Genomic DNA, 25,601 nt, shown 5'->3' on the forward strand with positions numbered 1-25,601 from the left:
TTGGTGCGGATGGCGAGACTCGAACTCGCACGAGCGTTGCTCACCACCCCCTCAAGATGGCGTGTCTACCAATTCCACCACATCCGCACACAGGGCGAGTCTTATTCAGACTCTTCAGAAGTCTCCAGCACTGGTTCTTCACCAGAGACTGATGCATCCAGTTCGGGTGCATCTGAGGACGGCGCGTATTCTTCCACAACTGGGGTGTCCTGCTCAAGTGTTTCTGTCACTTCTTCAACAGGAATTCCGAAATTTTCGATCACAGACGCCTGACGCTTAGCAAAAACCGCCAGCCCCAGAGAGGTTACGAAAAAAGCAGTTGCCAGAATGGCGGTGGTACGGCTCATAAAATTTGCAGAGCCACCTGAACCGAACACAGTCTGAGAGGCACCAGCGCCAAAAGAAGCACCCGCATCAGCGCCTTTCCCCTGCTGCATCAGGACGAATGCCACGATGCCTACCGCAAGGATGATATGAACGATCAGAATAATTTGTTCCATAATTTACAACCCGAGCCCTTACGCCCTACAGATTCCAAGAAATTCAGCGACATCGAGAGACGCGCCCCCGACCAGTCCGCCATCAATGTCTGGCTGTGAAAACAATTCCACAGCGTTCGCAGCCTTTACGCTGCCCCCGTAAAGTACGCGGGTGTCCTGCGCTATCTCTGCAGATCGTCCGGCCAGCAGACGACGGATATATGCATGCATTGCCTGAGCCTGTTCAGGCGTAGCAGTTTCGCCAGTACCAATGGCCCAGACGGGCTCATAGGCAATAACAATATTTTTCCAGTCTGCGTCACTCAACTCCTGCAGCAGAAGATTAAGCTGACGACCGACGACGACTTCCTCTTCCCCTTTCTGCCGTTCGTTCAGAGTTTCTCCGACACATACCACAGCAATCAGACCAGAAGTCAGCGCTTTTTTAGTTTTTTCCAGTACTACCGCATCGGTCTCGCCATACAGACTACGGCGCTCAGAATGTCCAAGAATCACCATTGAAGCACCGATGTCGCTCAGCATCGCTGCAGACACTTCACCAGTAAACGCACCGCTGTCCTGATCTGCACAATTCTGTGCACCGACCTGGATGGCAGACCCGGCAGTCAGTTCAACCGCCAGGGTCAGGTAAGGAAATGGGGGAAACACAGCGATCTCGCAAGACTGTTCACCTGCATCCCGGATCCCGGCCAACAACGCCCGGGTGTCTTCCACCGAAGCATTCATTTTCCAGTTACCGGCTACCAGTGTACGTCGCATGTGTTACCCCGAAATTCAAAGAGCGCAGATACTAGCCGAGATACCCCCCGGAGACAAGCAGGAGGCTTCCCGGATCAGGCCAGCGCCTTTTCTACAACTTCTGCCAGCTCCTGTGCCAGCAATTGAGTGACCGCCGGATCTTCAGCCTCGACCATCACACGCACAAGGGGTTCCGTACCGGACGGCCGCAGCAGAACACGGCCGCGATCTGCCAGTTTATTCTCTGTCGCTTTCACCGCGGCAATCACTTCCGGCTGGGCCATAACATCAACGTTCTTCTGACGACGCACATTAATCATGGTCTGCGGCATTTTGCTCATCCGCTTCTGCCACTCGTGCAAACCCACACCGGTGTCACGCAACGCAAGCAGCACCTGAAGGGCCGACACAATGCCGTCGCCGGTTGAGTTCGCATCCAGACAAAGAAGGTGCCCCGACGATTCACCACCAAAACGCCAACCATGCTCTGCCAGCATCTGCATGACGTGACGGTCACCGACTTTAGCTCGGCGGAAATCAATCCCTTTGTCTTTCAGGGCCAGCTCCAGTCCCAGATTACTCATCTGGGTACCAACAACCCCTCCCTGTAGCCGCCCCTGATCGAAGGCATGACTGGCGATAATAAATAACAGCTGATCGCCGTCGACCAGTTCGCCGTTATGATCAACCATCATTACCCGGTCACCATCGCCATCAAAAGCAATGCCCAGGTCGGCCTTCTCTTCAAGCACTCTCGCCTTCAACGCGGCTGGTGAGGTCGAACCACACTCGTGGTTAATGTTCAGACCATCAGGCTGATTACCAATCGTGACGACCGTCGCACCTAACTCACTGAATACAGACGGCGCGATCTGATAGGTAGCACCGTGACTGCAGTCCAGAACCACTTTCAGGCCACGCAGATTCAGCGAATTCACGGTGCCCTTACAGAATTCAATATACCGGCCCGCAGCATCGTTAATACGTACCGCTTTCCCAAGCTTGTCAGATTCGACACAGGTCATCGGCTGATCAAGATAAGACTCAATTTCCAGCTCAACTTCGTCTGGCAGTTTTGTCCCATCTCCAGAGAAGAATTTAATTCCATTGTCGTAATACGGATTGTGAGAGGCGCTGATCACGATGCCTGCCTGAGCCCGGAAGGTGCGGGTCAGATAAGCAATGCCTGGTGTAGGAATAGGGCCCAGCAGGCCGATATCCACACCTGCAGCCGACAGACCGGCTTCCAGTGCCGATTCAAACATATAGCCGGAAATCCGGGTGTCTTTACCAATCAGAATGCGGCTTTTGCCGCGCTGAGCGAAGACCTTACCGGCCGCCCAACCAAGATGCATAATAAACTGAGGGGTAATAGGTGCTTCACCGACCCGACCACGGATACCATCGGTTCCAAAATACTTTCTAGACATGTCCTTCCTCGAGAGTCGCCCTGACAACCTGCATCGCTTCCCAGGTTGCTCTGACATTGTGCGCCCTGATGATACGGGCGCCATTCATTGCACAGATCACAGCCGCGGCAGCACTGCCTCCATCGCGGTCCACTGCATCTGTACCTTCTTCTAATACGCCTGCAATCATACGCTTCCGGGAGAGGCCGGTCAGCACCGGGTAGCCGAGATCGAGAATCTGGCGAAGACGGTTAAGCAGGGTGTAGTTATGAACCAGATTTTTTCCGAACCCGAATCCTGGATCGAGAATGATCTGATCTGCGGATACGCCTGCTGCCGTAACAACGTCGATACGCTCCTGCAGAAAATGACGGACATCCTGCATCAGGTCATCGTAGTAAGGCTTATCCTGCATATGGCCTGGCTCGCCACGCATATGCATCAGGCAGACCGGCAAACCTGTTTCAACCACTGCCTCGACCGCCCCGTTACGGCGTAACGCCCTGACATCATTTATCAGGTGTGCGCCTGCGGCAGCGGCCTCGCGGATGACCTGCGGATTACTGGTATCTACCGACACAGCCACATCGAGACAGGCTGAAATCCGCTCGACCACAGGCACCACGCGCTCCAGCTCTTCTTCCGTGCTGACAGGGCTGGCGCCAGGCCGGGTTGATTCGCCACCGACATCAATAATCACAGCCCCATCACGGATCATCTGCTCACAATGACGCAAGGCTCTCTCTGGCCGGTCAAAGAGACCACCATCAGAAAATGAATCGGGAGTCACATTGAGAATGCCCATGATATTGGGCTGGGACAGATCTAACGTACGGTTACGTAAACGGAGGTTCACGGGTATTCCTCAGACAAACAAAAAAGGCGGCCTGAGCCGCCTTTGACCTGCAGACAGAACTTAGTTCTGGCCACCAGCGGGTTCACCAACGACATCGTCATCGTCACCCGCCATATCGCGGGTCGTCTGCGCTGGCGCAGACGGGCCGGAACCATCCGACCAGCCCTTAGGCGGACGTGGCTTACGGCCTGACATAATGTCATCGATCTGATCAGCGTCGATAGTTTCGTACTCCATCAGAGCGTCTTTCATCATTTCCAGCTTGTCACGGTGTTCAACCAGAATCTGGGTCGCGCGCTGATAACAATTATCCAGCAGGCTCTTCACTTCGGCATCAATGGTCTTAGCCGTATCGTCCGACAGGTGCGCCATCTGGCCGCCACCGGAACTGCCCAGGTAGCTGTTCTGTTCATCTTCTGAATACAGCTGAGCGCCGAGTTTTTCAGACAGACCCCACTTGGTGACATAGTTGCGCGCATACTTAGTTGCCCGCTCGATGTCATTGGAGGCACCGGTGGTCACACCGTCTTTGCCCAGAGTCAGCTCTTCGGCGATACGACCGCCGTACAGAGAGCAGATATTGCTTTCAATGCCGCGTTTGCTGATCGAATGGCGATCTTCCTCCGGGAGGAACATGGTCACACCGAGGGCGCGACCACGAGGAATGATAGAGACCTTGTACACAGGATCATGCTCAGGCACCAGACGACCAACGATTGCGTGGCCAGCCTCATGGTACGCTGTGTTCTCTTTCTCTTTCTCAGACATGACCATGGTTTTGCGTTCAGCACCCATCAGAATCTTGTCTTTCGCTTTTTCAAACTCTTCCATGGTTACTTCTGAGCGGTTCGCCCGGGCTGCGAATAAGGCAGCTTCATTCACCAGGTTGGCAAGGTCTGCACCGGAGAAGCCTGGTGTCCCCCGCGCAATCAGAGACGCGTTCACGTCTTCCGCGACCGGTGCCTTTTTCATATGAACATGAAGAATCTGTTCACGACCACGGATATCTGGCAGCCCGACCACAACCTGGCGGTCAAAACGGCCAGGGCGCAACAGTGCAGGGTCGAGTACATCAGGTCGGTTAGTCGCAGCAATCACGATGATGCCGTCGTTGACTTCAAAGCCGTCCATTTCAACCAGCAGCTGGTTCAGGGTCTGTTCGCGCTCGTCATTACCGCCACCGATACCCACACCACGTGAGCGGCCAACGGCGTCAATTTCATCAATAAAGATGATACATGGGGCCTGCTTTTTCGCCTGTTCGAACATGTCACGGACACGGGATGCACCCACACCGACGAACATTTCAACGAAATCTGAGCCAGAGATTGAGAAGAAAGGCACACGGGCTTCACCCGCGATGGCTTTGGCCAGCAGTGTTTTACCTGTCCCTGGCTGACCCACCATCAGCACACCACGAGGAATCTTACCGCCGAGACGCTGGTACTTACCTGGCTCGCGCAGAAACTCCACCAGTTCTTTTACGTCTTCTTTGGCTTCATCACAGCCCGCTACGTCTTCGAATGTGGTTTTGATCTGATCTTCGCTCAGAAGTTTGGCCTTACTCTTGCCAAACGCCATCGGGCCGCCGCGCCCAGAGCCACCGCCCTGCATCTGTCGCATGAAGATCATAAAGACAGCGATAATGATCAGAATCGGCAGAGATGCCAGCAGTAGCTGCGACAGGAAGCTCTGCTTCTCAGGTTTCTCACCAACCACCTGGACCTTACGTTCCAGCAGCGTGTCCATCAGCTTGTCATCAAACGCTGGCAGCACAGTTTCGAAGCGCTCACCATTGAGCTGCTCACCTGTAATGCTCTGCCCTGCGATCGTCACAGATTTCACCTGTCCGTTCTGCACCGCACTCATGAAGTCGGAATACGACATTTCATTACCACGGGTAGACGGATTGAAACTGTTAAACACCATCATCAGGACGGCAGCGATAACAGCCCATAACACGAAATTCTTTGCCATGTGAGGCACCACCTTCTTCAGCTGGCCAGTTCTCTGACCGATTACACTCTGCTTAGCTTAGCAGCCATTCCTCAGGGACGGAAACCTTTACCGACCACGTAGACTTCGCGGGAGCGCGGGCGCGATGCCTTGGGCTTACGGACCACGACTTTCGAGAAAGACGTCCGCAAGTCCGCCACATAGGCGTCAAAGCCCTCTCCCTGAAACACTTTGGCAACAAACGCGCCGTTTGGTTTCAGAACCTGGCGGGCCATATCCAGAGCAAGTTCAACCAGATACATCGCACCTGGCTGGTCAATGGAGGCTACTCCAGACATATTGGGGGCCATATCCGAAATTACAAGGTCCACGGGCGCACCATTCACAACTCCCATCAGCTCATCGAAGACTTCATCGGTGGTAAAGTCACCCTGAATGAAGGTGACATCTTCGATCGGATCCATCGCCAGAATGTCTGAAGCAATGATATTGCCCTTACTTCCCACCCGACGTGCGACCACCTGAGACCAGCCGCCCGGCGCCGACCCCAGGTCCAGAACGGTCATGCCTGGGCGCATCAGAGCGTCTTTTTCATCCAGTTCAATCAACTTATAGCTGGCACGGGTGCGATAACCATCCTGCTGGGCTTTCTGAACCCAGACATCATCGACATGTTCTTTCAGCCAGTCAGCACTCGATTTTGAACGTGCCATATGCAGTCTTTACTCCACTGGTAGGGTATAATGATCCACCATTTTACACCTTACTTCCGAGCGACCCCACCCTATGGCACTGAGCAACGAACAGAAAAAGGCCTACCGCGCCATTGGCCACACCCTGAACCCAATCGTGACAATCGCCTCCAAGGGCCTGACCGAGGCCGTCCTTGAAGAAATAGGCCGGGCACTCGATGACCATGAACTGATCAAGATAAAAGTCGCTGTCGGTGACCGCGAAGTTAAGAAAGTTGTCATCAAAGCTCTGGTAGAACAGACCGGGGCAGAGCTTGTTCAGCAGATCGGCAACACCGCCCTGCTTCTGCGCCGCAATCCGAAAGCCAAAGCTAACCTGTCGAATCTGCAACGCTGAAGCGTCGTACATATCAGGTCAAGTTACCCCGGCAGACATCCCGGGGTTGGAACCCCGGCCCGGAGCGGGGATAATGCAAAATAAAAAAAGGTTAAGCAGTATGTCTAACATTGTTATTTCAGGCTCCGGTCTGTTTATTCCACCGCACAGCATCTCCAACGACGAACTGATCGCCGCTTACAATGCGTATGTTGAGAAGTTCAATGCCGAACACGCCGCCGCGATCGAAGCGGGTGAAACTGAAGCACTCCCCAGCTCAAGCAGCGAATTCGTAGAAAAAGCGTCCGGCATTAAGTCACGCTATGTGATGTACAAAGACGGCATGCTGGACCCTGAGCGCATGGCGCCTGTTTTCAAGCCTGCGCTGGAAGGTGACGAACCAGAGACAGTCACTATGGCCGTTGCCGCCGCGAAAGAAGCAATGGCCCAGGCCGGAAAAACTGCCGATGACATCGACCTTGTCATCATGGGCACCACCAATCACCAGCGTCCATATCCATCCGCCGCTGTTGAAGTTCAGAAGAAGCTGGGTATTTCAGGCTTTGCCTACGACATGGGCATCGCCTGCTCGACGATGACGTTTGCCATGATTAACGCTTACACCGCACTGAAAGCCGGCACGGCTAAATGCGCATTGGTGGTTAATCCTGAATTCGCCTCGCCTCAGCTGAACCTGAAGTCCCGCGACAGCCACTTCATCTTTGGCGATGTCGCAACGGCGGTGGTGATGGAAAAAGAAGAAAACTGCACCTCTGAGTATGCGTTCCGCATCCTGAATACCAAGCAGATGACAACCTTCTCTGACAATATCCGTTGCGATGGCAATTACACTGATCACAACTTCTCAGCCGGACAGCTGCCAGACGATCGCCCGTACTTCCGTCAGAACGGTCGCAAGGTATTTAAAGAGCTTCTGCCTCTGGTAACAGGCTTTATTACGGAGCAGCTGACAGAAAACCAGCTTCAGCCTACTGACCTGAAGCGCATGTGGCTGCATCAGGCTAACCTGACGATGAATATGTTTGCTGCGAAAAAGCTGCTCGGACGCGAGCCCGCTGCAGATGATACGCCCATCGTTCTGGATGAATTCGCAAACACAGCATCTGCTGGTTCGCTGATTGCGTTCCATCGGCACAAAGATGGTTTCGCACCTGGCGACAAGGGCCTGATCTGCTCGTTTGGTGCCGGTTACTCGGTCGGCAGCCTGCTGGTCGAAAAACTCTGATCTGACGCTACACGAAAAGGCCGCATTGCCCGACAGCATGCGGCCTTTTTCGTATCTGACAATTATGACAGACCAGTTAAGCCGCTGATTTACACAGAAAAAAGTGACAAAATGCACACCTGTTTAAGAATTACAGGTTTTCCGCGTGGCACAGATTATTCAGACCGAGATGACCGAGCTGGTCACTCCTGGCATGGCAAACTTCTCCGGTAATATGCACGGTGGTGAGCTACTCAAACTCCTCGATAAAGTTGCTTACACCTGCGCCATGCGCTACAGCGGCAATTATGCCGTGACTCTCTCGGTGGATAACGTACTGTTCAAGCAGCCCATCCACATCGGCGAACTGGTGACCTGCCTGGCAACCGTAAACTACGTGGGTCGCACTTCCATGGAAATCGGCATCAAGGTTATTGCAGAAGATATTAAGCAGAAGACCGTCCGACATACCCACACCTGTTACTTCACCATGGTAGCCATGGATGAGACGAACAAGCCAACCCCACTGCCACAGCTTGAACTGAAAGATGAAATTCAGGAACGTCGCTGGAACAAGGCGCTGAAACGTCGCGAGGCCCGTCAGCGACTGCAGAAAATGATGAAAGCAATTGAGCTGGACGATGGCTCAGATGAGCTGAACGACATCCCTCAGGTGAGCTGCCCTTAAGCCTCAAGCTGGCCGATAAGCTCAGACCAGATAGCATTACCGACGTCATCAAACAGCATCATGGTTTCGACCATGGTGCGGCGCGCTTCAGTGTCTACCATAGAGTCGGGCAATCTCGGATCGAAGGCTATCGCCCTGAGCACCCTGTCACCAATCAGGAAGCACTCACGGGCGGCATCCTCCAGGCTGTTTTCAGGGTAATCTTCTAACCAGACCGACATCTGCTCGGTCAGGGTACGATAAGCCTGCGTCAGTTCATCCACCGGCCACAGAGATGCGTCCGGCACACGCTCACCGACAAACCCGGCCGGGTAAATCAGTACCGCGTTATCTTCGAGGCCGAGCTGGCACAGATTCTCAAGCAGATCATCAGGAGAAATCGCCAGATTGGCCGGCCTGACAAGAAGCCCCTGCTCGAAGCTCCGGAAGCCCCACAGTTCTGTCGCCCGCTCACGTTGACGCAGCTGTTTCCGGTCGCGGCGACCAAGATGTGCGACATACAGCGCGAGCCAGCGTCCATCCCAGACAGTGAGTTCATCTTCGAGCAGACGCCACCTGTCCTGCAGATCCGCCAGCTTTCTGGCCGCGGGACCCAGGTCGTACACCCCTCGCTCACTGACCACGAGTAACTCTTCCGAGACCAGGCGGTTCAGAGAGACCCGCACATTATTCGCTTCAATGCCGAAGATTTCGGCCAGACGCACCAGCGTCGCTGAAGGCATAGGTCCTTCGGCTTCTTTTACCAGATTGAGAAGCAGCTTTTTGGCTGGGTAAGTGACGGGCGCTGAGGACATAGAAACGAGTAGTTGACCGTATTACTCCGATATTAGCACAGTCGCACCGCACCCAACTTATTACTAAATTTGACTCATTGATACACAAAGTGTAATTATCGCTGAAAATTACTGGAGCAGACCCATGAGTGATATGCGCATCCTGTTTGAAGAAGGACTGGAAAGACGTTCCGCACGTGAAAGGCTGACCGCCATACTCGGCGAGAAAACCGTTGCCGATCTGCATGAACGCTCAGACTGGCGCGGCGCCTTCGCCGTGGCATCATGCTGGTGCGCAATTGCGCTGCTGCTGACGATTATCAGCGGCAGTCTGTCCCTCCTTGGCTGGGCGGGGCTGCTGATTGCTGTTCCAGCGCTCTTCCTGCTTGGCGGCAGGCTTCTGGGCCTGGCAATCCTCGCCCACGAGGCCTCTCACCGGACGCTCTTCCGCAATGCAAACCTGAACGATCTCGTGGGAGACTGGCTGTGTGCTGCCCCCGTCTACCTTGACCTTGAAAAGTACCGCCGCCATCACGCGCAACATCACGTTCACACCGGAACGGAAAGAGACGTTGATCTGCCACTTATTGAAGGATTTCCTACAAGCCGTAGTTCTATGTTGCGGAAGTTTCTGCGAGATATCTCAGGACAAACCGGGATCAAATCCCTGATCGGCTTCGCGATGATGAATGCCGAAATGATCAAATGGAATGTGACAGGGGTTGTTGAGTGGCTGCCATCAGCCAAGAATAAAGCACCAGAAAAATTGCGGTTATGGCTGATAAACAGTCGCCGGACCTTGCTGTTTCACGGTCTGTTTGCCGCGCTGGTCAGCCTTGCTGGCCATCCCGAACTTTATGCTATCTGGTGGGCGGGCTACCTGTTCGCTTACCCCTTCTGCCTGAGAGTGCGGGCCATCGCGGAACACGCCGTGACAGAAAGAACTGGTGATATGCTGAAAAATACCCGCACAACACGTGCCGGACTGATCAGCCGGGCGTTATTCGCACCATTCAACGTCAACTATCATATCGAACATCACGCTCTGGTTTCGGTACCGTTCTGGCAACTACCAGCTCTCCATGCACTGCTCCAGCAGCACCGGGTTCTGCCACCGCCGCCGGGGTATCTCGATGTCCTGAAACTGGCTTCCGCACAGAAATAAAAAAGGCCGCTGAATCAGCGGCCTTTTTCGTCGTGGGCAGATCAGACGTGTTTTACTTCATCAATCTCATATTCCACAGTACCGCTTGGTACCTGAACGACAACGACATCACCTTCTTCTTTGCCGATCAGCGCACGGGCAATCGGGGAAGAAATAGAGATACGGTTGTTTTTGATATCCGCTTCATCTTCACCAACAATGCGGTAAACCACGGTCGCATCGGTATCCAGATTAATGATCGTCACCGTGGTGCCAAACAGAACCTTACCGGAATGCGGAATGGTTTTGATATCAATCACCTGAGCGTTTGAAAGCTTGCCTTCAATCTCCTGAATACGGCCTTCGATAAAGCCCTGCTGTTCGCGTGCAGCGTGGTATTCAGCGTTTTCTTTCAGATCACCGTGTTCGCGTGCTTCAGCAATCGCCTGGATCACCTGAGGACGCTCAACTGTTTTCAGGTGCTGCAGCTCATCGCGCAGAGCCTTTTCACCTTCCACAGTCATGGGAAACTTCTGCATTTGCTATGACTCCCTTTGTTATAAAAGAAGCCCGGAGCAGAGCTTCCGGGCATCCATGTTTTTCAGCGGGCGTAACCCTGGCTTCAGATCGAGGCGTGCAGTTCCTGCAGGCGACGCACTTCTTTCAGGCCCTCTGAACGCAGCGCTTCTACAACAGCTTCAGCGCCAGCGAGGGTCGTCGTGTAGTACACCTTGTGCTGCAGAGCACTGCGACGGATATCTGCAGAGTCAGAAATCGCCTGAGGACCATCCGTCGTGTTCACGATCAGAGCGATTTCATCGTTCTTAATCATATCTACGATGTGCGGACGACCTTCGTTCACCTTGTTGACACGGGCACTGTCTACACCAGCTTCACGCAGCACGCGACAGGTACCGTCGGTTGAAATCAGCTTGAAACCACGGTCTATGAGGCCTTTGGCCACTTCAACCACACCAGCCTTATCGGCATCACGCACAGACAGGAACGCCAGTCCTTCGCTCGGCAGGAACGCACCAGCACCCAACTGCGCCTTGAAGAAGGCTTCACCGAAGGTACGGCCAGCACCCATGACTTCACCGGTCGACTTCATCTCAGGGCCGAGAATCGGATCAACACCCTGGAATTTGTTGAACGGGAATACCGCTTCTTTGACCGAGAAGTAAGAAGGTACGACTTCACTGGTAAAACCGAGTTCCGCCAGCGTTTTACCTGTCATTACTTTTGCAGCGATGGCGGCCAGAGACGTTCCGATGCACTTGGATACGAACGGCACGGTACGTGATGCACGAGGGTTCACCTCGATGACATAGATCTCGCCGTCCTGATACGCCAGCTGAGTATTCATCAGGCCAACAACGCCCAGTTCCATGGCCATCGCAGCCACTTGCTCACGCATTTTGTCCTGGATGTCTTTAGACAGACTGTAAGGCGGCAGCGAACATGCCGAGTCACCGGAGTGAATACCGGCCTGCTCAATGTGCTGCATAATTCCACCAATCACGACCTGCTCGCCGTCACAGACTGCATCGATATCAACTTCGATAGCACGATCAAGGAAGTGATCCAGAAGTACCGGAGAGTCGTTAGATACTTTCACGGCTTCAGTCATGTAGCGACGCAGTGCTTTCTCGTTGTTCACGATCTCCATCGCACGGCCACCCAGAACGTAAGATGGACGTACCACCAGCGGATAACCGATGTCATTCGCCTTCGCCACGGCTTCTTCCGCAGAGGTTACCGTCGCATTCACTGGCTGCTTCAGACCCAGACGCTGGATCATCTGCTGGAAACGCTCGCGGTCTTCAGCGCGGTCGATGGCTTCAGGCGAAGTACCAATGATTGGCACACCTGCCGCTTCCAGCTCGTCAGCCAGCTTCAGAGGCGTCTGGCCACCGTACTGAACGATGACGCCTTTCGGCTTCTCTTTCTCTACGATTTCCAGTACGTCTTCGAGAGTCACTGGTTCGAAGTACAGACGATCGGACGTGTCATAGTCGGTTGATACTGTCTCAGGGTTACAGTTAACCATGATGGCTTCGTAACCTTCTTCTTTCGCTGCCAGTGCCGCGTGTACACAGCAGTAATCGAACTCAATGCCCTGACCGATACGGTTCGGGCCACCGCCCAGAACGATGATCTTTTCACGATCGGACGGGTTCGCTTCACACTCTTCTTCGTACGTGGAATACATGTACGCCGTGTCTGTCGCAAATTCTGCCGCACAGGTATCAACACGCTTGTATACCGGGTGAATGTTCAGCTTGTGACGGTGCTTACGTACGGTCTTCTCAGTCACACCCAGCAGTTGCGCCAGACGTGCATCGGAGAAGCCCTTACGCTTCAGGCGGAACATGCGGCCTGCGTCCAGTGCCTGCAGACCGCTTTGAGCAACAGCACTCTCTTCCTTAATCAGATCTTCGATCTGAACCAGGAACCACGGGTCAATGGCTGAGTGCTCGTACACTTCTTCAACCGACATGCCCAGGCGGAAAGCATCACCCACGTACCAGACGCGCTCAGCGCCAGGTGTACGCAGCTCAGAAATCACTTTGTCGCGGGACATAGGATCTTTCGCGTCGACTTTCGGATCGAAACCGACTGAACCTACTTCCAGGCCACGCAGAGCCTTCTGGAAAGACTCCTGCTGAGTACGGCCAATCGCCATCACTTCGCCCACAGATTTCATCTGAGTGGTCAGGCGACCATCCGCCTGCGGGAATTTTTCGAAGGTGAAGCGAGGGATTTTGGTCACGACGTAGTCGATAGATGGCTCGAACGAGGCTGGGGTTGCACCACCAGTAATGTCGTTCTGCAGCTCATCCAGGGTGTAACCCACAGCAAGCTTGGCAGCTACTTTGGCAATCGGGAAACCAGTGGCTTTCGATGCCAGTGCCGATGAACGGGATACACGTGGGTTCATTTCAATCACGACCATGCGGCCGTCTTTCGGGTTAATACCGAACTGAACGTTGGAACCACCCGTTTCAACACCAATCTCGCGCAGAACCGCCAGAGAGGCGTCACGCATGATCTGATATTCTTTATCGGTCAACGTCTGAGCAGGTGCAACGGTAATAGAGTCACCCGTGTGAACACCCATTGCGTCGAAGTTTTCGATAGAACAGATAATGATACAGTTGTCGTTCTTATCCCGAACCACTTCCATCTCATACTCTTTCCAACCAATCAGAGATTCGTCGATAAGAAGTTCATTGGTCGGGGACAGGTCCAGACCACGGCTACAGATTTCTTCAAATTCTTCTTTGTTGTAAGCAATACCACCACCGGTACCACCCATAGTGAAAGAAGGACGGATAATACATGGGAAACCCAGACCTTTCTGAACTTCGCGGGCTTCTTCCATGCTGTGTGCAATGCCAGCACGTGGGCACTCGAGGCCAATCGCCTTCATCGCCTTATCGAAGCGGTCACGGTCTTCTGCTTTGTCGATGGTATCTGCGTTTGCGCCGATCATCTCAACGCCGAACTTTTCCAGTACACCAGCAGCCTCAAGGCCCAGTGCACAGTTCAGCGCCGTCTGACCGCCCATGGTAGGCAGCAGCGCATCAGGGCGTTCTTTTTCAATGATCTTAGCCACCGCTTCAACCGTGATCGGCTCGATGTAAGTGGCATCGGCCATGGAAGGGTCGGTCATGATGGTGGCTGGGTTAGAGTTCACCAGGATGACCCGGAAACCCTCTTCACGCAGGGCCTTACAGGCCTGTGCACCGGAGTAGTCAAATTCACACGCCTGGCCAATAACAATTGGGCCGGCGCCGATGATCAGAATGCTTTTCAGGTCAGTACGTTTTGGCATGACTTAGTCCTGTTCTCTTACGCCTTGGCTTTTTCAATGAGTTCGATGAAGTGGTCAAACAGCGGCTGTACGTCGCGTGGACCCGGGCTGGCTTCAGGGTGGCCCTGGAAGCTGAACGCTGGCTTATCAGTACGGGCAATGCCCTGCAGCGTGCCGTCGAACAGAGACTTATGTGTAGCTTTCAGGTTCGCAGGAAGAGACGCTTCGTCTACCGCAAAGCCGTGGTTCTGAGCAGTGATCATCACCTTACCGGACTCAAGGTCCTGTACCGGGTGGTTACCACCGTGATGGCCGTGTGGCATTTTCACCGTCTGTGCACCAGACGCCAGAGCCAGCAGCTGGTGACCCAGACAGATACCAAACACAGGAATGTCGGTAGTCAGAATTTCTTTAATCGCGCTGATGGCGTAGTCACAAGGCTCAGGGTCACCCGGGCCGTTGGACAGGAAGATACCGTCTGGATTCATCGCGAGAACCTCAGAGGCCGGAGTCTGCGCCGGTACCACCGTCAGATCACAACCGCGCTCGGCTAACAGGCGCAGAATATTGCGCTTCACGCCGAAGTCGTATGCAACGACTTTATATTTGGGTGCAGAAACTTCGCCATAACCCTGACCCAGAACCCAGTCAGACTGAGTCCACTTGTATGACTCAGTCACGGTCACTTCTTTGGCCAGATCCATACCTTTCAGACCCGGAAAGCCCTTGGCCGCTTCGATAGCCTCAGCCACTGACGCTTCAGAGTGAGCATCCGCACGGGCGATCATACAACCGTTCAGAGAGCCCTTCTCACGCAGGATACGCGTCAGGCGACGGGTGTCGATATCGGCAATACCGAGTACCTTGTTGTCTTTAAGATACACATCCAGAGCCTTCTCATTACGGAAGCTGGATGCAATCAGAGGCAGATCCCGGATGATCAGACCTTTGGCATGAACTGCTGAAGACTCAGCATCTTCGTCATTGGTACCGTAGTTCCCAATGTGCGGATACGTCAGAGTAACCATCTGGTTGGAGTAAGACGGATCCGTCAGGATCTCCTGGTAACCGGTCATAGAGGTGTTGAACACGACCTCTCCCACTGACAGACCTTCAGCACCGATGCTGGTGCCTTTGAAGATGCTGCCGTCCTCAAGAGCTAGAATCGCTGGCGTAGACAAGACTCGTTCCCCGAACAATAAGAAAAATCTGGCGTGCGTGTGATGCGGGCCGGCCGGATAACAACCACCCTGTAGGTTTCAGCCGTAAAAAAGCGGGATGGTGACTCTAGGACTCCATCCCGCTTTCGCTGAATTTGCTGATGTGCGGCAGGCGCCCGCTTTACACACGTTAATTGGCCGGGATGATACAGAATTCACCCCCCTATGTCCACGCGCGAAAGCCGCCTGAAACGGAAGGTACTTTATGAGACAAATCTCATGCTTATGTATAAGTTTTGTAACATCCCTCTTCCAATCAGGAACAATTATGGAGACTCTATGTCCCAGAAGGAAAACCAATAATTCCACCTCCGGAAGATGATCAGCAGTCGCGAAATGGATGTCAGGAATACAGATGAGAGGATGCACAATGACCGTAGCTCATGAAACCCGCAGGCGCCTCGCACCGGAAGACAGAAAGCGCCAGTTACTTGATTACGCCCTTAATGTTTTCGCACTCAGAGGTCTGGGGCGCGCCGGCCATACAGAAATCGCCCAACTTGCGGGCGTATCTGTTGCCACCGTATTCAATTACTTCAATACCCGCGAAACCCTCGTCAACGAAGTCCTGTGTGAAGTCGAGGATGTACTCGGCTCTCTTGCGGTGAAAGCCGCCGGGGGCTCTAACGACCCCGAAACAATGCTTGAGTACTATATTGATGCTTTCCTGAGCGCATGTGAGGAACGCCCCGATCATATTAAGATCTGGCTGGAATGGAGTTCTTCGATCCGCGAAGATACCTGGCCGCGCTACCTTGAGTTCCAGCAGCACTTTCTTGAGCTGCTGGCCAGCCAGATTGAACGCGGTATTCAGTCCGGACAACTGGCCACCGGACTATCGGCAGAAGAACGCGCCCGCTGGGTGTTGGGTAATGCGCATATGCTGGTATCCATGGCCTTCAATCCCGGTGACAGTGATCCGGCCGATCTTCGCGATATGGTGCGCCGTGGCTTTCGTCACATCATCGGTATTCAGACGCCATAGGCGGTCCCAACGGGCCAACTTCTTGGCGGATTCGCAGCTTTACCCCTCAGGCTCTCTTGGCTAGGATGACGCATCGGGCATAACACCCTGCCCGCGCGTCATCCGCTTTTACAGTAAAGATAATAAGAGAGAGCCAACAGTGCCTAATTTCCTTTTCCTGCGAGCACTCGCTGTGTTCGCGTTAGTGACAGCAGCTTCAGCATTTGCAGAAGACGTCCAGACCACAGAAATCGACGACTCTATCCCCTGGGAAGAAGTGAAGACCGGCAAAGAGATCGGTGAGATTTCTACCTGGCGCCGTGCCATCCCCGATGCTGACGTCAAGCAATTCCGCGGAGAAGTCATTATCCGTCACCCGGCGCTGCATGTACTCCTGACAATTGATAACCCGGACGATCTCGAAAAGTGGGTGTACTTCTGTCGCTCCAGTAAAGGGGTTCCCCCGGAATACAGCTACATGGAATACAAAGGTGTATGGCCAGTCGCCTCCCGCTACGTCACTCTGAAAAGTAAAAGCTGGATCGATGACGATGTGATTTACATCAACAGCCGCAATATCGATAACATCGGCCCTGAGCCACGTAACATGGTGAAGATTCAGGAGTTTAATAACCTGTTTGAAATCACCCCACTGGGGCCTGAGCTGACTAAAATCCGTTTCACCACCTTTGTTGACCTCGCCGGGCGCCTGCCTTCCTGGCTGGCCAATGCAGTTTCGAGCCGCGCGCCTGATGTAACTCTGTCCGGCCTGCGCGATCTTCTCGATAAAGGCGAGTGGGATTACAGCACTGCCACTGTCGGCGATCTCTCCAGCGTCGCCAAAGACAAAGCCGGGTTACAGAAACTGCTCGATAAAGTGGCCGAAAAAGCAGCGGATGACAGCGACCCGCTTGATCCTGACGACGACTGATTTTAAGACTTATTCTGCCCTCGCATAACCATGCGGGGGCAAAGAAATCTCCTCCGGTTACAACGTCAGATAGTTACCCGCCTTCCCCTGCACGACTAATATCAGTGGTTTAAACGTTTCTTTAAACTCAGTATGAGACAGAGCCACAGCTCCGAGTGCGGGGTCTTCAATATACGCATAGTGCGCATCCGCTCCCATAAATAAAAAGAAACGCGCGTACGGATCTTCCGGCACCAGAAGGTAAGGCCCATCGTTCATTTTTTCCTGCTGCTCGCGCAGCTCAGCCACAATATTATCTGACTCGCTACGAAGCGCGATGGTGCGGTAACCCAGCGACTCTACTGAACGCTTTACATCAAGTAAGGAATAAGACGCTGTGGTCGAGATTCTGTGGTTTCCGCCACCGGAGCGAAAGACATCTTCGAGATAAGAGACCGGATACTCTTCATTGAAGCGGATATCCATCAGGCGGGAGATCAGTATGCTGAGGCCACTGCGATCTCGCTGGCGAACAAGACCTGAACTGGCAGGGATGTTCTCGGGCAGATGCTTAATAAATGCATACCCTGTTTTCGGCGCGACGTTTCCTTCATCGCTCACATCGGCGCTCGCTGTGGCGACAACAAAGGAAACACCGAAAATGAACGCCAGAAACAACACTGGCACTTTACTCTTTTTATGACGCAGCTCTGCCAACATCTGACGTTACCTCTGATCAATCCATTGGGGTAACGCAAGAGTATTTAACGCAACAGGCTCTCAATAGTGACAGATGTCAGCACCACCTGATGCAACGACTCGCTGATTGTCTGGGCAAAAAAATACCCGCATGAAACCACGCGGGTATTTTCAACAGAGCGAACACAGGGTCGGCTCACAAAGGAGTTCAGAAGCCCAGAACGTCCTGCATGTCATACAGACCTGCCGGCTGCTCAGTCAGCCACTTCGCGGCACGCACTGCACCTTTGGCAAACGTCATACGGCTCTGTGCTTTGTGAGTCACTTCAACGCGCTCGCCATCGGTAGCAAACATTACCGTGTGATCACCAACTACATCACCGCCACGGATAGTTTCGAAACCAATCTGCTTGTGAGGACGAGCGCCAGTCTGCCCTTCGCGACCGTAACAGGCAACTTCGTTCAGATCCCAACCCATAGTTTCTGCAACGACTTCACCCATACGCAGAGCGGTACCGGATGGTGCATCGACTTTATGACGGTGGTGCATCTCGATCACTTCGATGTCACTCTCGTCACCCATGACCTTCGCTGCCATACGCAGCAGGTTCAGACACAGGTTGACGCCAACTGAATAGTTAGGCGCGAACACGATACGGGTATCCGCAGCAGCAGCACGCAGTTTCGACTTCTGCTCTTCGGTCAGGCCCGTGGTACCGATGACAATGCCTTTGCCATGCTTCTGACACAAAGCAACGTTTGCCATGGTCGCTTCGGGGGAAGTGAAGTCGATCAGCACATCAAAATCTTTGATGGCATCTTCCACAGAGGTCACCGCTTTAACGTCCAGAGTCTTCGCCAGACCGGCAATCGCACCAGCATCAACACCGACCATAGGATCGTTCGCCAGGACAATCGCACCGGCTACTTCAGCCGCTTCATCATTGTGGACGGCTTCGATCAGCACACGTCCCATTCGACCGGCCGCACCGGTAATCGCAATTCGGGTCATTATTCTTCTGCTTTCAACATTGGATGAATAGATGGCTTAAGGATACCGAAGGCTTCAGATCAGGGAAAGCGCGGGAAAGGCCAGACCGTCGCCGAGGCAGGCGGAGCGTACTTCAGTACGGGATCACTTTGTCGGTTAACAGCGAAGTCATCGAAGCTCCAGACCGTGGACGAAACGATAAATACGGTGCCAAGGCCGTTAGCGAGGCCGCGAGTACAAGGCAAAAAAATTCCCTGAAGCGCAGTGTACAAGGAGTACATGAGCATTCAGGGAATGTTTTAAAGCAGTAATCGCAACGCAGCTAGGCCTTATATATCCTCAAAAAAGCGTTTCACACCTTCAAACCAGGACTTCTTTTGCGGCGAATGTTTTTCACCGGTCAGCGACTCCTGAAACTTCATCAGCAGGTCTTTCTGCTCTGAGGTCAGGTTCACTGGAGTCTCTACCTGTACGCGACACAACAGATCACCGGCAGCACCACCGCGCACTGGTGTGACACCTTTACCGCGCAAGCGGAAGAGTTTGCCAGACTGAGTCTCGGCTGGAATCTTCAGCTTCACGCGACCATCAAGGGTCGGTACTTCGAGTTCACCACCGAGAGCTGCATCAACAATGCTGATCGGCACATCACAGTAAAGGTTACGACCATCGCGGTGGAACAGCTCATGCTCACGCACACTGACCTGAACATAGAGATCACCGGCTGGACCACCCATAGCGCCGGCTTCGCCTTCGCCAGAGAGGCGGATTCTGTCTCCGGTATCCACACCTGCAGGAATCTTCACTGACAGGGTTTTGGTCTCTTCTTTTACACCACGGCCATGACAGCTGGTGCAGGGGTCATCAATGGTGGTTCCCTGCCCGCGACAGCTTGGACAGGTCTGTTGTACCGAGAAGAACCCTTGTTGCATCCGGATCTGTCCCTGTCCCTGACAGGTGCCACAGGTTTTCGGAGATGTTCCTGGCTTGGCACCGCTGCCATCACAGGTGGTACAGGACGTCAGAGTCGGAACACGGATTTTCTTTTCTACGCCGCGAACTGCTTCTTCAAGCGTCAGATCCATGGTGTAGCGCAGATCCGATCCACGCTGCGGACCACCACGGCCTCCACGACCGCCGCCACCTCCGCCGAAAATGTCACCGAATACATCGCCGAAGATATCGCTGAAGTTGGCGCCGCCGCCACCTCCACCGAATCCGCCGCCTGCGGCATTGGGGTCAACGCCGGCATGACCGTAACGATCGTAGGCGCCACGTTTCTGTTCATCACCCAGGATCTCGTAAGCTTCGGTGGCTTCCTTAAACTTGGCTTCTGCTTCTTTATCGTCTGGATTACGGTCCGGATGATATTTCATTGCCAGCTTACGATAAGCTTTCTTCAGCTCCTTCGCGTCGACATCCCGGCTGACACCGAGAACTTCGTAATAATCCCGCTTGGACATGATTCACCTGTTATTTGTTACCGCTCCGTAGCCTCCGCTACGAAGTAAAACGCGGCAAACTGGTTGCCGCGTCCATTTATTCTCTTAAGGCTTCCGAAGCACCGCCTTCAAACTACGGTGCTTCAGGACCGTCGGCGAGGCCGCTGGCGCAAGGCGGAAAAGAGTGAGGAAGCGCAGTGTACAAATAGTACATGAGCATTCCGAACTCTTTTCCAACACCGCGATAGCAACGCAGCCAGGTCTATAACCTTATTTGTCTTTGACTTCTTCGAACTCGGCGTCCACCACATCATCGTCCTGGGAAGCGTTATCCGCTTTTTCAGCACCGCCCGCAGCTTCTGCCTGAGCAGCCTGCTCTGCGTAGAGCTTCTGAGCCAGTGACGCGGACGCTTCAGTCAGAGCGTTGGTCTTAGCTTCGATCTCGTCTTTGTTGTCGCTCTTAAGAACGCCTTCCAGATCAGTGACCGCTGCTTCAATAGCTGTTTTCTCTTCGTCAGTTGCCTTGTCACCGGCTTCTTCCAGAGTCTTACGAGTCGCGTGAATCAGGCCATCCGCCGTATTACGCGCCTGCACCAGCTCTTCGAACTTCTTGTCTGCATCAGCGTTGGCTGCTGCATCATTTACCATCTTCTCGATTTCGTCGTCACTCAGACCTGAGTTCGCTTTAATCACGATGGACTGTTCTTTACCGGTCGCCTTGTCTTTCGCACTGACGTTCAGAATACCGTTCGCGTCGATGTCGAAGGTCACTTCGATCTGTGGCATGCCGCGTGGCGCTGGCGGAATATCTGCCAGGTCAAAACGACCCAGAGATTTATTCTGTGATGCCTGCTTACGCTCACCCTGAACAACGTGAATGGTCACTGCTGTCTGGTTATCTTCTGCCGTCGAGAACGTCTGGGACTTCTTCGTCGGGATGGTGGTGTTCTTGTCGATCACCGGAGTAGCAACGCCACCCATAGTTTCGATACCCAGAGTCAGAGGCGTAACGTCCAGCAGGAGAACGTCTTTTACGTCACCTGACAGTACGGCCCCCTGAATCGCAGCACCGACGGCTACGGCTTCGTCCGGGTTCACATCTTTACGAGGCTCTTTACCGAAGAACTCTGCAACGCTCTTCTGAACCATTGGCATACGGGTCTGACCGCCTACCAGGATAACTTCGTCGATCTCAGAAGCGCTCAGGCCTGCGTCCTGCAGTGCAAGGCGGCATGGCTCAAGAGAACGCTTAACCAGCTCTTCTACCAGAGATTCCAGCTTAGCGCGGGTCACTTTCACGTTAAGGTGCTTAGGACCGGTGGCATCCGCTGTGATGTATGGCAGATTGACATCAGTCTGCTGGCTGGAAGACAGCTCAACTTTCGCTTTTTCTGCGGCTTCTTTCAGGCGCTGCAGTGCCAGCGGATCATTGTGCAGATCAATGCCACTTTCTTTCTTGAATTCTGACGCCAGGTATTCAATCAGACGCAGGTCAAAGTCTTCACCACCGAGGAAGGTGTCACCGTTGGTTGCGAGTACTTCGAACTGCTTCTCACCGTCAACGTCAGCCACTTCAATGATGGAAATATCAAACGTACCACCACCCAGGTCGTATACCGCGATAGTACGATCACCACCTTCTTTATCCATGCCGTAGGCCAGAGCCGCTGCGGTTGGTTCGTTGATGATACGCTTAACGTCCAGACCCGCGATCTTACCTGCGTCTTTGGTTGCCTGACGCTGAGCGTCGTTAAAGTAGGCAGGCACAGTGATCACAGCTTCGGTTACTTTTTCGCCCAGGTAATCTTCTGCAGTTTTCTTCATCTTCTTCAGAACTTCTGCAGACACCTGTGGAGGCGCGAACTTATTGTCTTTTACCTGAACCCAGGCATCACCGTTGTCAGCCTGGACAATTTTGTACGGCACCATGCTGATGTCTTTCTGCACGACATCGTCAGTAAAACGACGACCAATCAGACGCTTCACTGCGAACAGGGTGTTCTGTGGGTTAGTCACTGCCTGACGTTTTGCAGACTGACCAACCAGCGTTTCGTCATCGGTGTACGCAATAATGGAAGGCGTAGTGCGATCGCCTTCAGAGTTCTCAATAACCTTGGTTTTTTCGCCGTCGAGGATCGCCACACAAGAGTTGGTGGTGCCGAGGTCGATACCGATGATTTTACCCATAACTGTAATCTCCGCTCATGCCGGCCGTGCCGGGCTATGTAACTTGTAAATCAAACCGCGTTTCTGCGTTGTTGCTTTCTATATGAGGCCTGTGATCCGCGTTTCAAGCCTCAATCCCGTATTTAATTCCGGGGCTTTATTTCTCAGGCCTGCTCGTCGATCTGCGCGCCGCCTTTGCTGACTACTACCATCGCCGGACGCAACAGACGTCCATTAAGGGTGTAGCCCTTCTGCATGACGTCCATCACTGTATTGGGGGCCAGTGACGGGTTTTCAATCATAGTAATGGCCTGATGCAGCTCAGGATTAAAGGTCTGACCCGCCGGATCTACTGCTTCAACATTAAACCGCTGAAGCGACGCAAGCAGCGCCGTCAAAGTCATTTCCATACCTTCACGAATTGCCTGCGTGGCTTCTTCTTCGGGCGCCGCCGCCAGACCGCGCTCGAGGTTGTCGACGGTGGTGAGCATCTCATTGGCAAATTTCTCAAGTGCGAACTTATGTGCTTTCTCGACATCCAGCTCCGCCCGGCGACGTACATTCTGCATCTCAGCCTGAATGCGCAGCATCTGATCTTTCAGTTCTGCGACCTCTGCCTGAGCCTGTTCCAGAGCATCATCTGCACCCTGCTCTTCGGCGGTGTCCTGTCCGGTGGCCTGCTCCAGGGTTTCGTCCTGTACTTTCTGCTCTTCTGACATCTGTGCTACCTCAAAATCGGTTGTTCCTGAACTTCCGCATATATGGGGCCATCGACCGGGCTTTCAACCCTTTATCAAAAAGCCGCTTGACAGAACGCGATACTGTATATAAAAACACTGTATATACATTCATGCTTTGAGGTGTCATATGTTGACGTCGCTGTCCGTTCACCAGTTTGCACTGGTCGATCACATGGAACTTGAGTTTGACCGGGGTATGACAGTGATTACTGGCGAGACCGGAGCGGGTAAGTCCATCCTGCTCGACGCGCTGGGACTGGCACTCGGGAACCGGGCTGACGCAGGATGTGTACGCCACGGCGAAGATAAAGCAGATATCTCAGCTTCATTTATGAGCAACGCGGCCGCAGCGGCCTGGCTTGAATCGCGGGATATCCCTGCAGAATCTGAAGTAATACTGCGCAGGGTTGTCTCGTCAGAAGGGCGCTCACGCGGTTACATCAATAACCGGCCTGTGTCTGCTGCAGACCTTCGCGAACTGGCGACCCGCCTGATTGATGTCCACTCACAGCACGCTCATCAACACCTGCTGAGTAAAGAGACACCTCGGGAGATCCTGGACGCATATGCCGGTCTTCGCCCGCTTGCTGAAGAGACCTCAGGCCTGTACCGCGCCTGGCAGAAACATGCGCGACAGCTGAAGACGCTCCGCGAAAACAGCAGTGAGCTGCTGGCCCAACGGCAGTTACTCGAATATCAGGTGGAAGAACTGCGGCAGCTGGCTCCGTCAGAAAACGAGCTTGAAGAACTTGAAACTGAACACAAACGTCTGGCAAACGCTGAACACACGCTGCTCAGCGGGCAGCATGCACTGGTCGCCTGCAGTGGCGATGACAACTCTGACGGCGCAGCCAGCCAGCTGGTCTATCGGGCGTTGCAGGAACTAGAGAACATCGACGATGCGCATCCGTTGCTGGCAGAGACCCGCGATCTGCTGACCCAGGCACAGATTCAGCTCGACGAAGCGTCGCGTTCACTGCAGCATTATCTCGATCATATTGATATCAACCCGCATCGGTTACAGCAGGTTGAGAGCCGCCTGAGCGATATCTACAGCACGGCCCGCAAGCATCAGATCTCACCGGCGGAGCTTCATAACTACTGGCAGTCTCAGGAAGAGGCTCTGGCCGGCATGGCCCTGTCGGATGAAGATATCGAAGCCATGGCCGCTGAAACTGAACGCCTGAAACAAGCCTATCTTAAGCAGGCTGGGGTTCTCTCACAGCAACGCAGCATCGCGGCGCAGACAATGGACAGCGCCATCGAATCGCATTTTGCTTCGCTTGCACTGGGTAAAGCGCGCTTTGCTACCCGGGTCACGCGCCTGCCTGACGAAGATGCCGCAGCGCACGGCCTGGATGAAATTGTGTTCGAAGTTCAGACAAACCCGGGAATGCCCTGGGGAACCCTGGCGAAAGTTGCCTCAGGCGGAGAATTGTCGCGCATCAGTCTGGCGATTCAGGTCGTCACCGCAGCAACCTGTGGCGTGCCATCCCTGATATTCGACGAAGTTGATGTCGGGATCGGTGGCGGAACGGCAGAGCGCGTCGGGCGCCTGATGAGAAGTCTGGGAGAACATACGCAGATCATGTGTGTGACTCACCAGCCGCAGGTTGCAGCCCAGGCACACCAGCACTATCAGGTCAGCAAAGTCAGTGGCGATACCGCAACGCATACTCGGATTCGCGAACTGCAGGATAAACAGCGCCAGGAAGAGCTGGCGCGCATGCTTGGTGGTGTAGAAATCACGTCTCAGACACTGGCCCATGCCGAAGAAATGTTAGCGCTCGCCGGAAACAAATAAGGCAGCCACTGGCTGCCTTATTCATCAGACACGCAAAGTCGTTACTTCTTCTTGCGTACGTAAAGCACCAGGTTGTGCTCGACCAGATCAAAACCGTGGCTTTCAGCAATTTCATGCTGCAGGCGTTCAATCTCTTCATTGGTGAACTCAATCACCTCGCCTGTGTCTACGTTCACCATGTGATCATGATGCTCGCCACGGGCAAGTTCAAATACTGAGTGACCACCATCAAAGTTATGACGACAGACCAGACCCGCAGTCTCAAACTGAGTCAGTACACGGTATACGGTCGCCAGACCAACATCTTCACCGGCTTCAATCAGTGCTTTATAAACGTCTTCAGCACTGAGGTGTGCATCCGGATCAGCTTCCAGGATGCTGAGAATTTTCACGCGTGGCAGCGTAACTTTGAGACCCGCTTTACGCAGTTCCACGTTCTGATCGGACATGGTTTTCCTCTATCATTTCACAGCGGACAGGTAGATCAGGTA

At 53.7% G+C, this 25,601-nt stretch carries 23 protein-coding genes and 1 tRNA gene; 7 read left to right on the top strand and 17 right to left on the bottom strand.

The genetic code is table 11. The annotated features are described in order from the left end of the window. Position 1 precedes the first annotated feature (1 nt). From Q1L85_RS10120 to rlmE, 7 genes are all read right to left on the bottom strand, one after another. Positions 2-87 (bottom strand) — tRNA-Leu (locus tag Q1L85_RS10120). A gap of 14 nt (positions 88-101) precedes the next feature. Further along, entirely contained in the window at positions 102-500 is a 399-nt protein-coding gene (gene secG / locus Q1L85_RS10125) for a preprotein translocase subunit SecG (RefSeq protein WP_370291724.1), read from the bottom strand. Between the two features lie 18 nt (positions 501-518). Then, positions 519-1,259: a triose-phosphate isomerase gene (gene tpiA / locus Q1L85_RS10130; protein WP_300425967.1), complete on the bottom strand. Its 741-nt coding sequence runs from the start codon at positions 1,257-1,259 to the stop codon at positions 519-521. Between the two features lie 74 nt (positions 1,260-1,333). Then, on the bottom strand, positions 1,334-2,668 hold the full coding sequence (gene glmM, locus Q1L85_RS10135) for a phosphoglucosamine mutase (RefSeq protein ID WP_300425969.1): 1,335 nt from the start codon (positions 2,666-2,668) through the stop codon (positions 1,334-1,336). Further along, positions 2,661-3,503 (bottom strand): dihydropteroate synthase, encoded by an 843-nt coding sequence (gene folP, locus Q1L85_RS10140; RefSeq protein ID WP_300425970.1) that lies wholly within the window; start codon positions 3,501-3,503, stop codon positions 2,661-2,663. The genes glmM and folP overlap by 8 nt, the downstream gene beginning before the upstream one ends. Positions 3,504-3,563: 60 nt before the next feature. Further along, positions 3,564-5,480, bottom strand: a complete 1,917-nt coding sequence (gene ftsH / locus Q1L85_RS10145; RefSeq protein ID WP_300425971.1) for an ATP-dependent zinc metalloprotease FtsH — start codon at positions 5,478-5,480, stop codon at positions 3,564-3,566. A gap of 71 nt (positions 5,481-5,551) precedes the next feature. Beyond that, entirely contained in the window at positions 5,552-6,172 is a 621-nt protein-coding gene (gene rlmE / locus Q1L85_RS10150) for a 23S rRNA (uridine(2552)-2'-O)-methyltransferase RlmE (protein WP_300425972.1), read from the bottom strand. Positions 6,173-6,245: 73 nt separating this feature from the next. On the opposite strand from rlmE, the gene yhbY reads away from it, so the two are divergent. From yhbY to Q1L85_RS10165, 3 genes are all read left to right on the top strand, one after another. Continuing rightward, on the top strand, positions 6,246-6,548 hold the full coding sequence (gene yhbY, locus Q1L85_RS10155) for a ribosome assembly RNA-binding protein YhbY (RefSeq protein ID WP_300425973.1): 303 nt from the start codon (positions 6,246-6,248) through the stop codon (positions 6,546-6,548). Between the two features lie 100 nt (positions 6,549-6,648). Next, complete coding sequence (locus Q1L85_RS10160) at positions 6,649-7,773, top strand: beta-ketoacyl-ACP synthase III (protein ID WP_300425974.1); 1,125 nt, start codon at positions 6,649-6,651, stop codon at positions 7,771-7,773. A 169-nt stretch (positions 7,774-7,942) separates the two neighbouring features. Then, positions 7,943-8,440: an acyl-CoA thioesterase gene (locus Q1L85_RS10165; RefSeq protein WP_300425982.1), complete on the top strand. Its 498-nt coding sequence runs from the start codon at positions 7,943-7,945 to the stop codon at positions 8,438-8,440. Here the strand turns inward: Q1L85_RS10165 and Q1L85_RS10170 are convergent. Beyond that, a complete protein-coding gene (locus Q1L85_RS10170) occupies positions 8,437-9,234 on the bottom strand; it encodes a PaaX family transcriptional regulator C-terminal domain-containing protein (protein WP_300425976.1) in 798 nt (265 codons plus the stop codon). The two genes, Q1L85_RS10165 and Q1L85_RS10170, sit on opposite strands and share 4 nt — an antisense overlap. Positions 9,235-9,358: 124 nt before the next feature. On the opposite strand from Q1L85_RS10170, the gene Q1L85_RS10175 reads away from it, so the two are divergent. Further along, on the top strand, positions 9,359-10,378 hold the full coding sequence (locus Q1L85_RS10175) for a fatty acid desaturase (RefSeq protein ID WP_300425977.1): 1,020 nt from the start codon (positions 9,359-9,361) through the stop codon (positions 10,376-10,378). Between the two features lie 41 nt (positions 10,379-10,419). On the opposite strand, the gene greA is transcribed toward Q1L85_RS10175, so the two are convergent. The 3 genes from greA to carA all read right to left on the bottom strand — a co-directional run bounded on the left by greA (position 10,420) and on the right by carA (position 15,355). After that, on the bottom strand, positions 10,420-10,896 hold the full coding sequence (gene greA / locus Q1L85_RS10180) for a transcription elongation factor GreA (RefSeq protein WP_300425978.1): 477 nt from the start codon (positions 10,894-10,896) through the stop codon (positions 10,420-10,422). Positions 10,897-10,979: 83 nt separating this feature from the next. Then, a complete protein-coding gene (carB, locus tag Q1L85_RS10185) occupies positions 10,980-14,195 on the bottom strand; it encodes a carbamoyl-phosphate synthase large subunit (RefSeq protein ID WP_300433055.1) in 3,216 nt (1,071 codons plus the stop codon). A gap of 17 nt (positions 14,196-14,212) precedes the next feature. Beyond that, the gene (gene carA, locus Q1L85_RS10190) at positions 14,213-15,355 is read right to left on the bottom strand and encodes a glutamine-hydrolyzing carbamoyl-phosphate synthase small subunit (RefSeq protein WP_300426601.1); all 1,143 of its coding nucleotides are present in this window, start codon (positions 15,353-15,355) and stop codon (positions 14,213-14,215) included. A 409-nt stretch (positions 15,356-15,764) separates the two neighbouring features. Between carA and Q1L85_RS10195 the strand changes: the two genes are divergently transcribed. Both Q1L85_RS10195 and Q1L85_RS10200 read left to right on the top strand, forming a co-directional pair. Then, positions 15,765-16,379, top strand: coding sequence for a TetR/AcrR family transcriptional regulator (locus tag Q1L85_RS10195; RefSeq protein WP_300426599.1), 615 nt, complete (start codon positions 15,765-15,767; stop codon positions 16,377-16,379). A gap of 139 nt (positions 16,380-16,518) precedes the next feature. Then, complete coding sequence (locus Q1L85_RS10200; RefSeq protein WP_300426598.1) at positions 16,519-17,289, top strand: hypothetical protein; 771 nt, start codon at positions 16,519-16,521, stop codon at positions 17,287-17,289. 57 nt (positions 17,290-17,346) lie between these two features. On the opposite strand, the gene Q1L85_RS10205 is transcribed toward Q1L85_RS10200, so the two are convergent. The 5 genes from Q1L85_RS10205 to grpE all read right to left on the bottom strand — a co-directional run bounded on the left by Q1L85_RS10205 (position 17,347) and on the right by grpE (position 23,285). Further along, positions 17,347-17,988, bottom strand: a complete 642-nt coding sequence (locus Q1L85_RS10205) for a hypothetical protein (protein ID WP_300426597.1) — start codon at positions 17,986-17,988, stop codon at positions 17,347-17,349. Between the two features lie 187 nt (positions 17,989-18,175). After that, a complete protein-coding gene (gene dapB / locus Q1L85_RS10210) occupies positions 18,176-18,979 on the bottom strand; it encodes a 4-hydroxy-tetrahydrodipicolinate reductase (protein WP_300426595.1) in 804 nt (267 codons plus the stop codon). A gap of 308 nt (positions 18,980-19,287) precedes the next feature. Then, positions 19,288-20,421: a molecular chaperone DnaJ gene (gene dnaJ, locus Q1L85_RS10215; RefSeq protein WP_300426594.1), complete on the bottom strand. Its 1,134-nt coding sequence runs from the start codon at positions 20,419-20,421 to the stop codon at positions 19,288-19,290. Between the two features lie 249 nt (positions 20,422-20,670). Further along, positions 20,671-22,587, bottom strand: coding sequence for a molecular chaperone DnaK (gene dnaK / locus Q1L85_RS10220; protein WP_300426593.1), 1,917 nt, complete (start codon positions 22,585-22,587; stop codon positions 20,671-20,673). A gap of 143 nt (positions 22,588-22,730) precedes the next feature. Next, a complete protein-coding gene (gene grpE / locus Q1L85_RS10225) occupies positions 22,731-23,285 on the bottom strand; it encodes a nucleotide exchange factor GrpE (RefSeq protein WP_300426591.1) in 555 nt (184 codons plus the stop codon). A gap of 148 nt (positions 23,286-23,433) precedes the next feature. On the opposite strand from grpE, the gene recN reads away from it, so the two are divergent. Next, complete coding sequence (gene recN / locus Q1L85_RS10230; protein WP_300426589.1) at positions 23,434-25,110, top strand: DNA repair protein RecN; 1,677 nt, start codon at positions 23,434-23,436, stop codon at positions 25,108-25,110. Positions 25,111-25,151: 41 nt separating this feature from the next. On the opposite strand, the gene fur is transcribed toward recN, so the two are convergent. Beyond that, positions 25,152-25,559 carry a ferric iron uptake transcriptional regulator gene (fur, locus tag Q1L85_RS10235; protein WP_300426588.1) on the bottom strand — a complete coding sequence of 136 codons (408 nt, stop codon included), beginning with the start codon at positions 25,557-25,559 and terminating at the stop codon, positions 25,152-25,154. Between the last annotated feature and the right edge of the window lie 42 nt (positions 25,560-25,601).

Source organism: uncultured Thalassolituus sp. (assembly GCF_950066645.1).
Taxonomy (GTDB): Bacteria; Pseudomonadota; Gammaproteobacteria; order Pseudomonadales; family Oceanobacteraceae; genus Thalassolituus.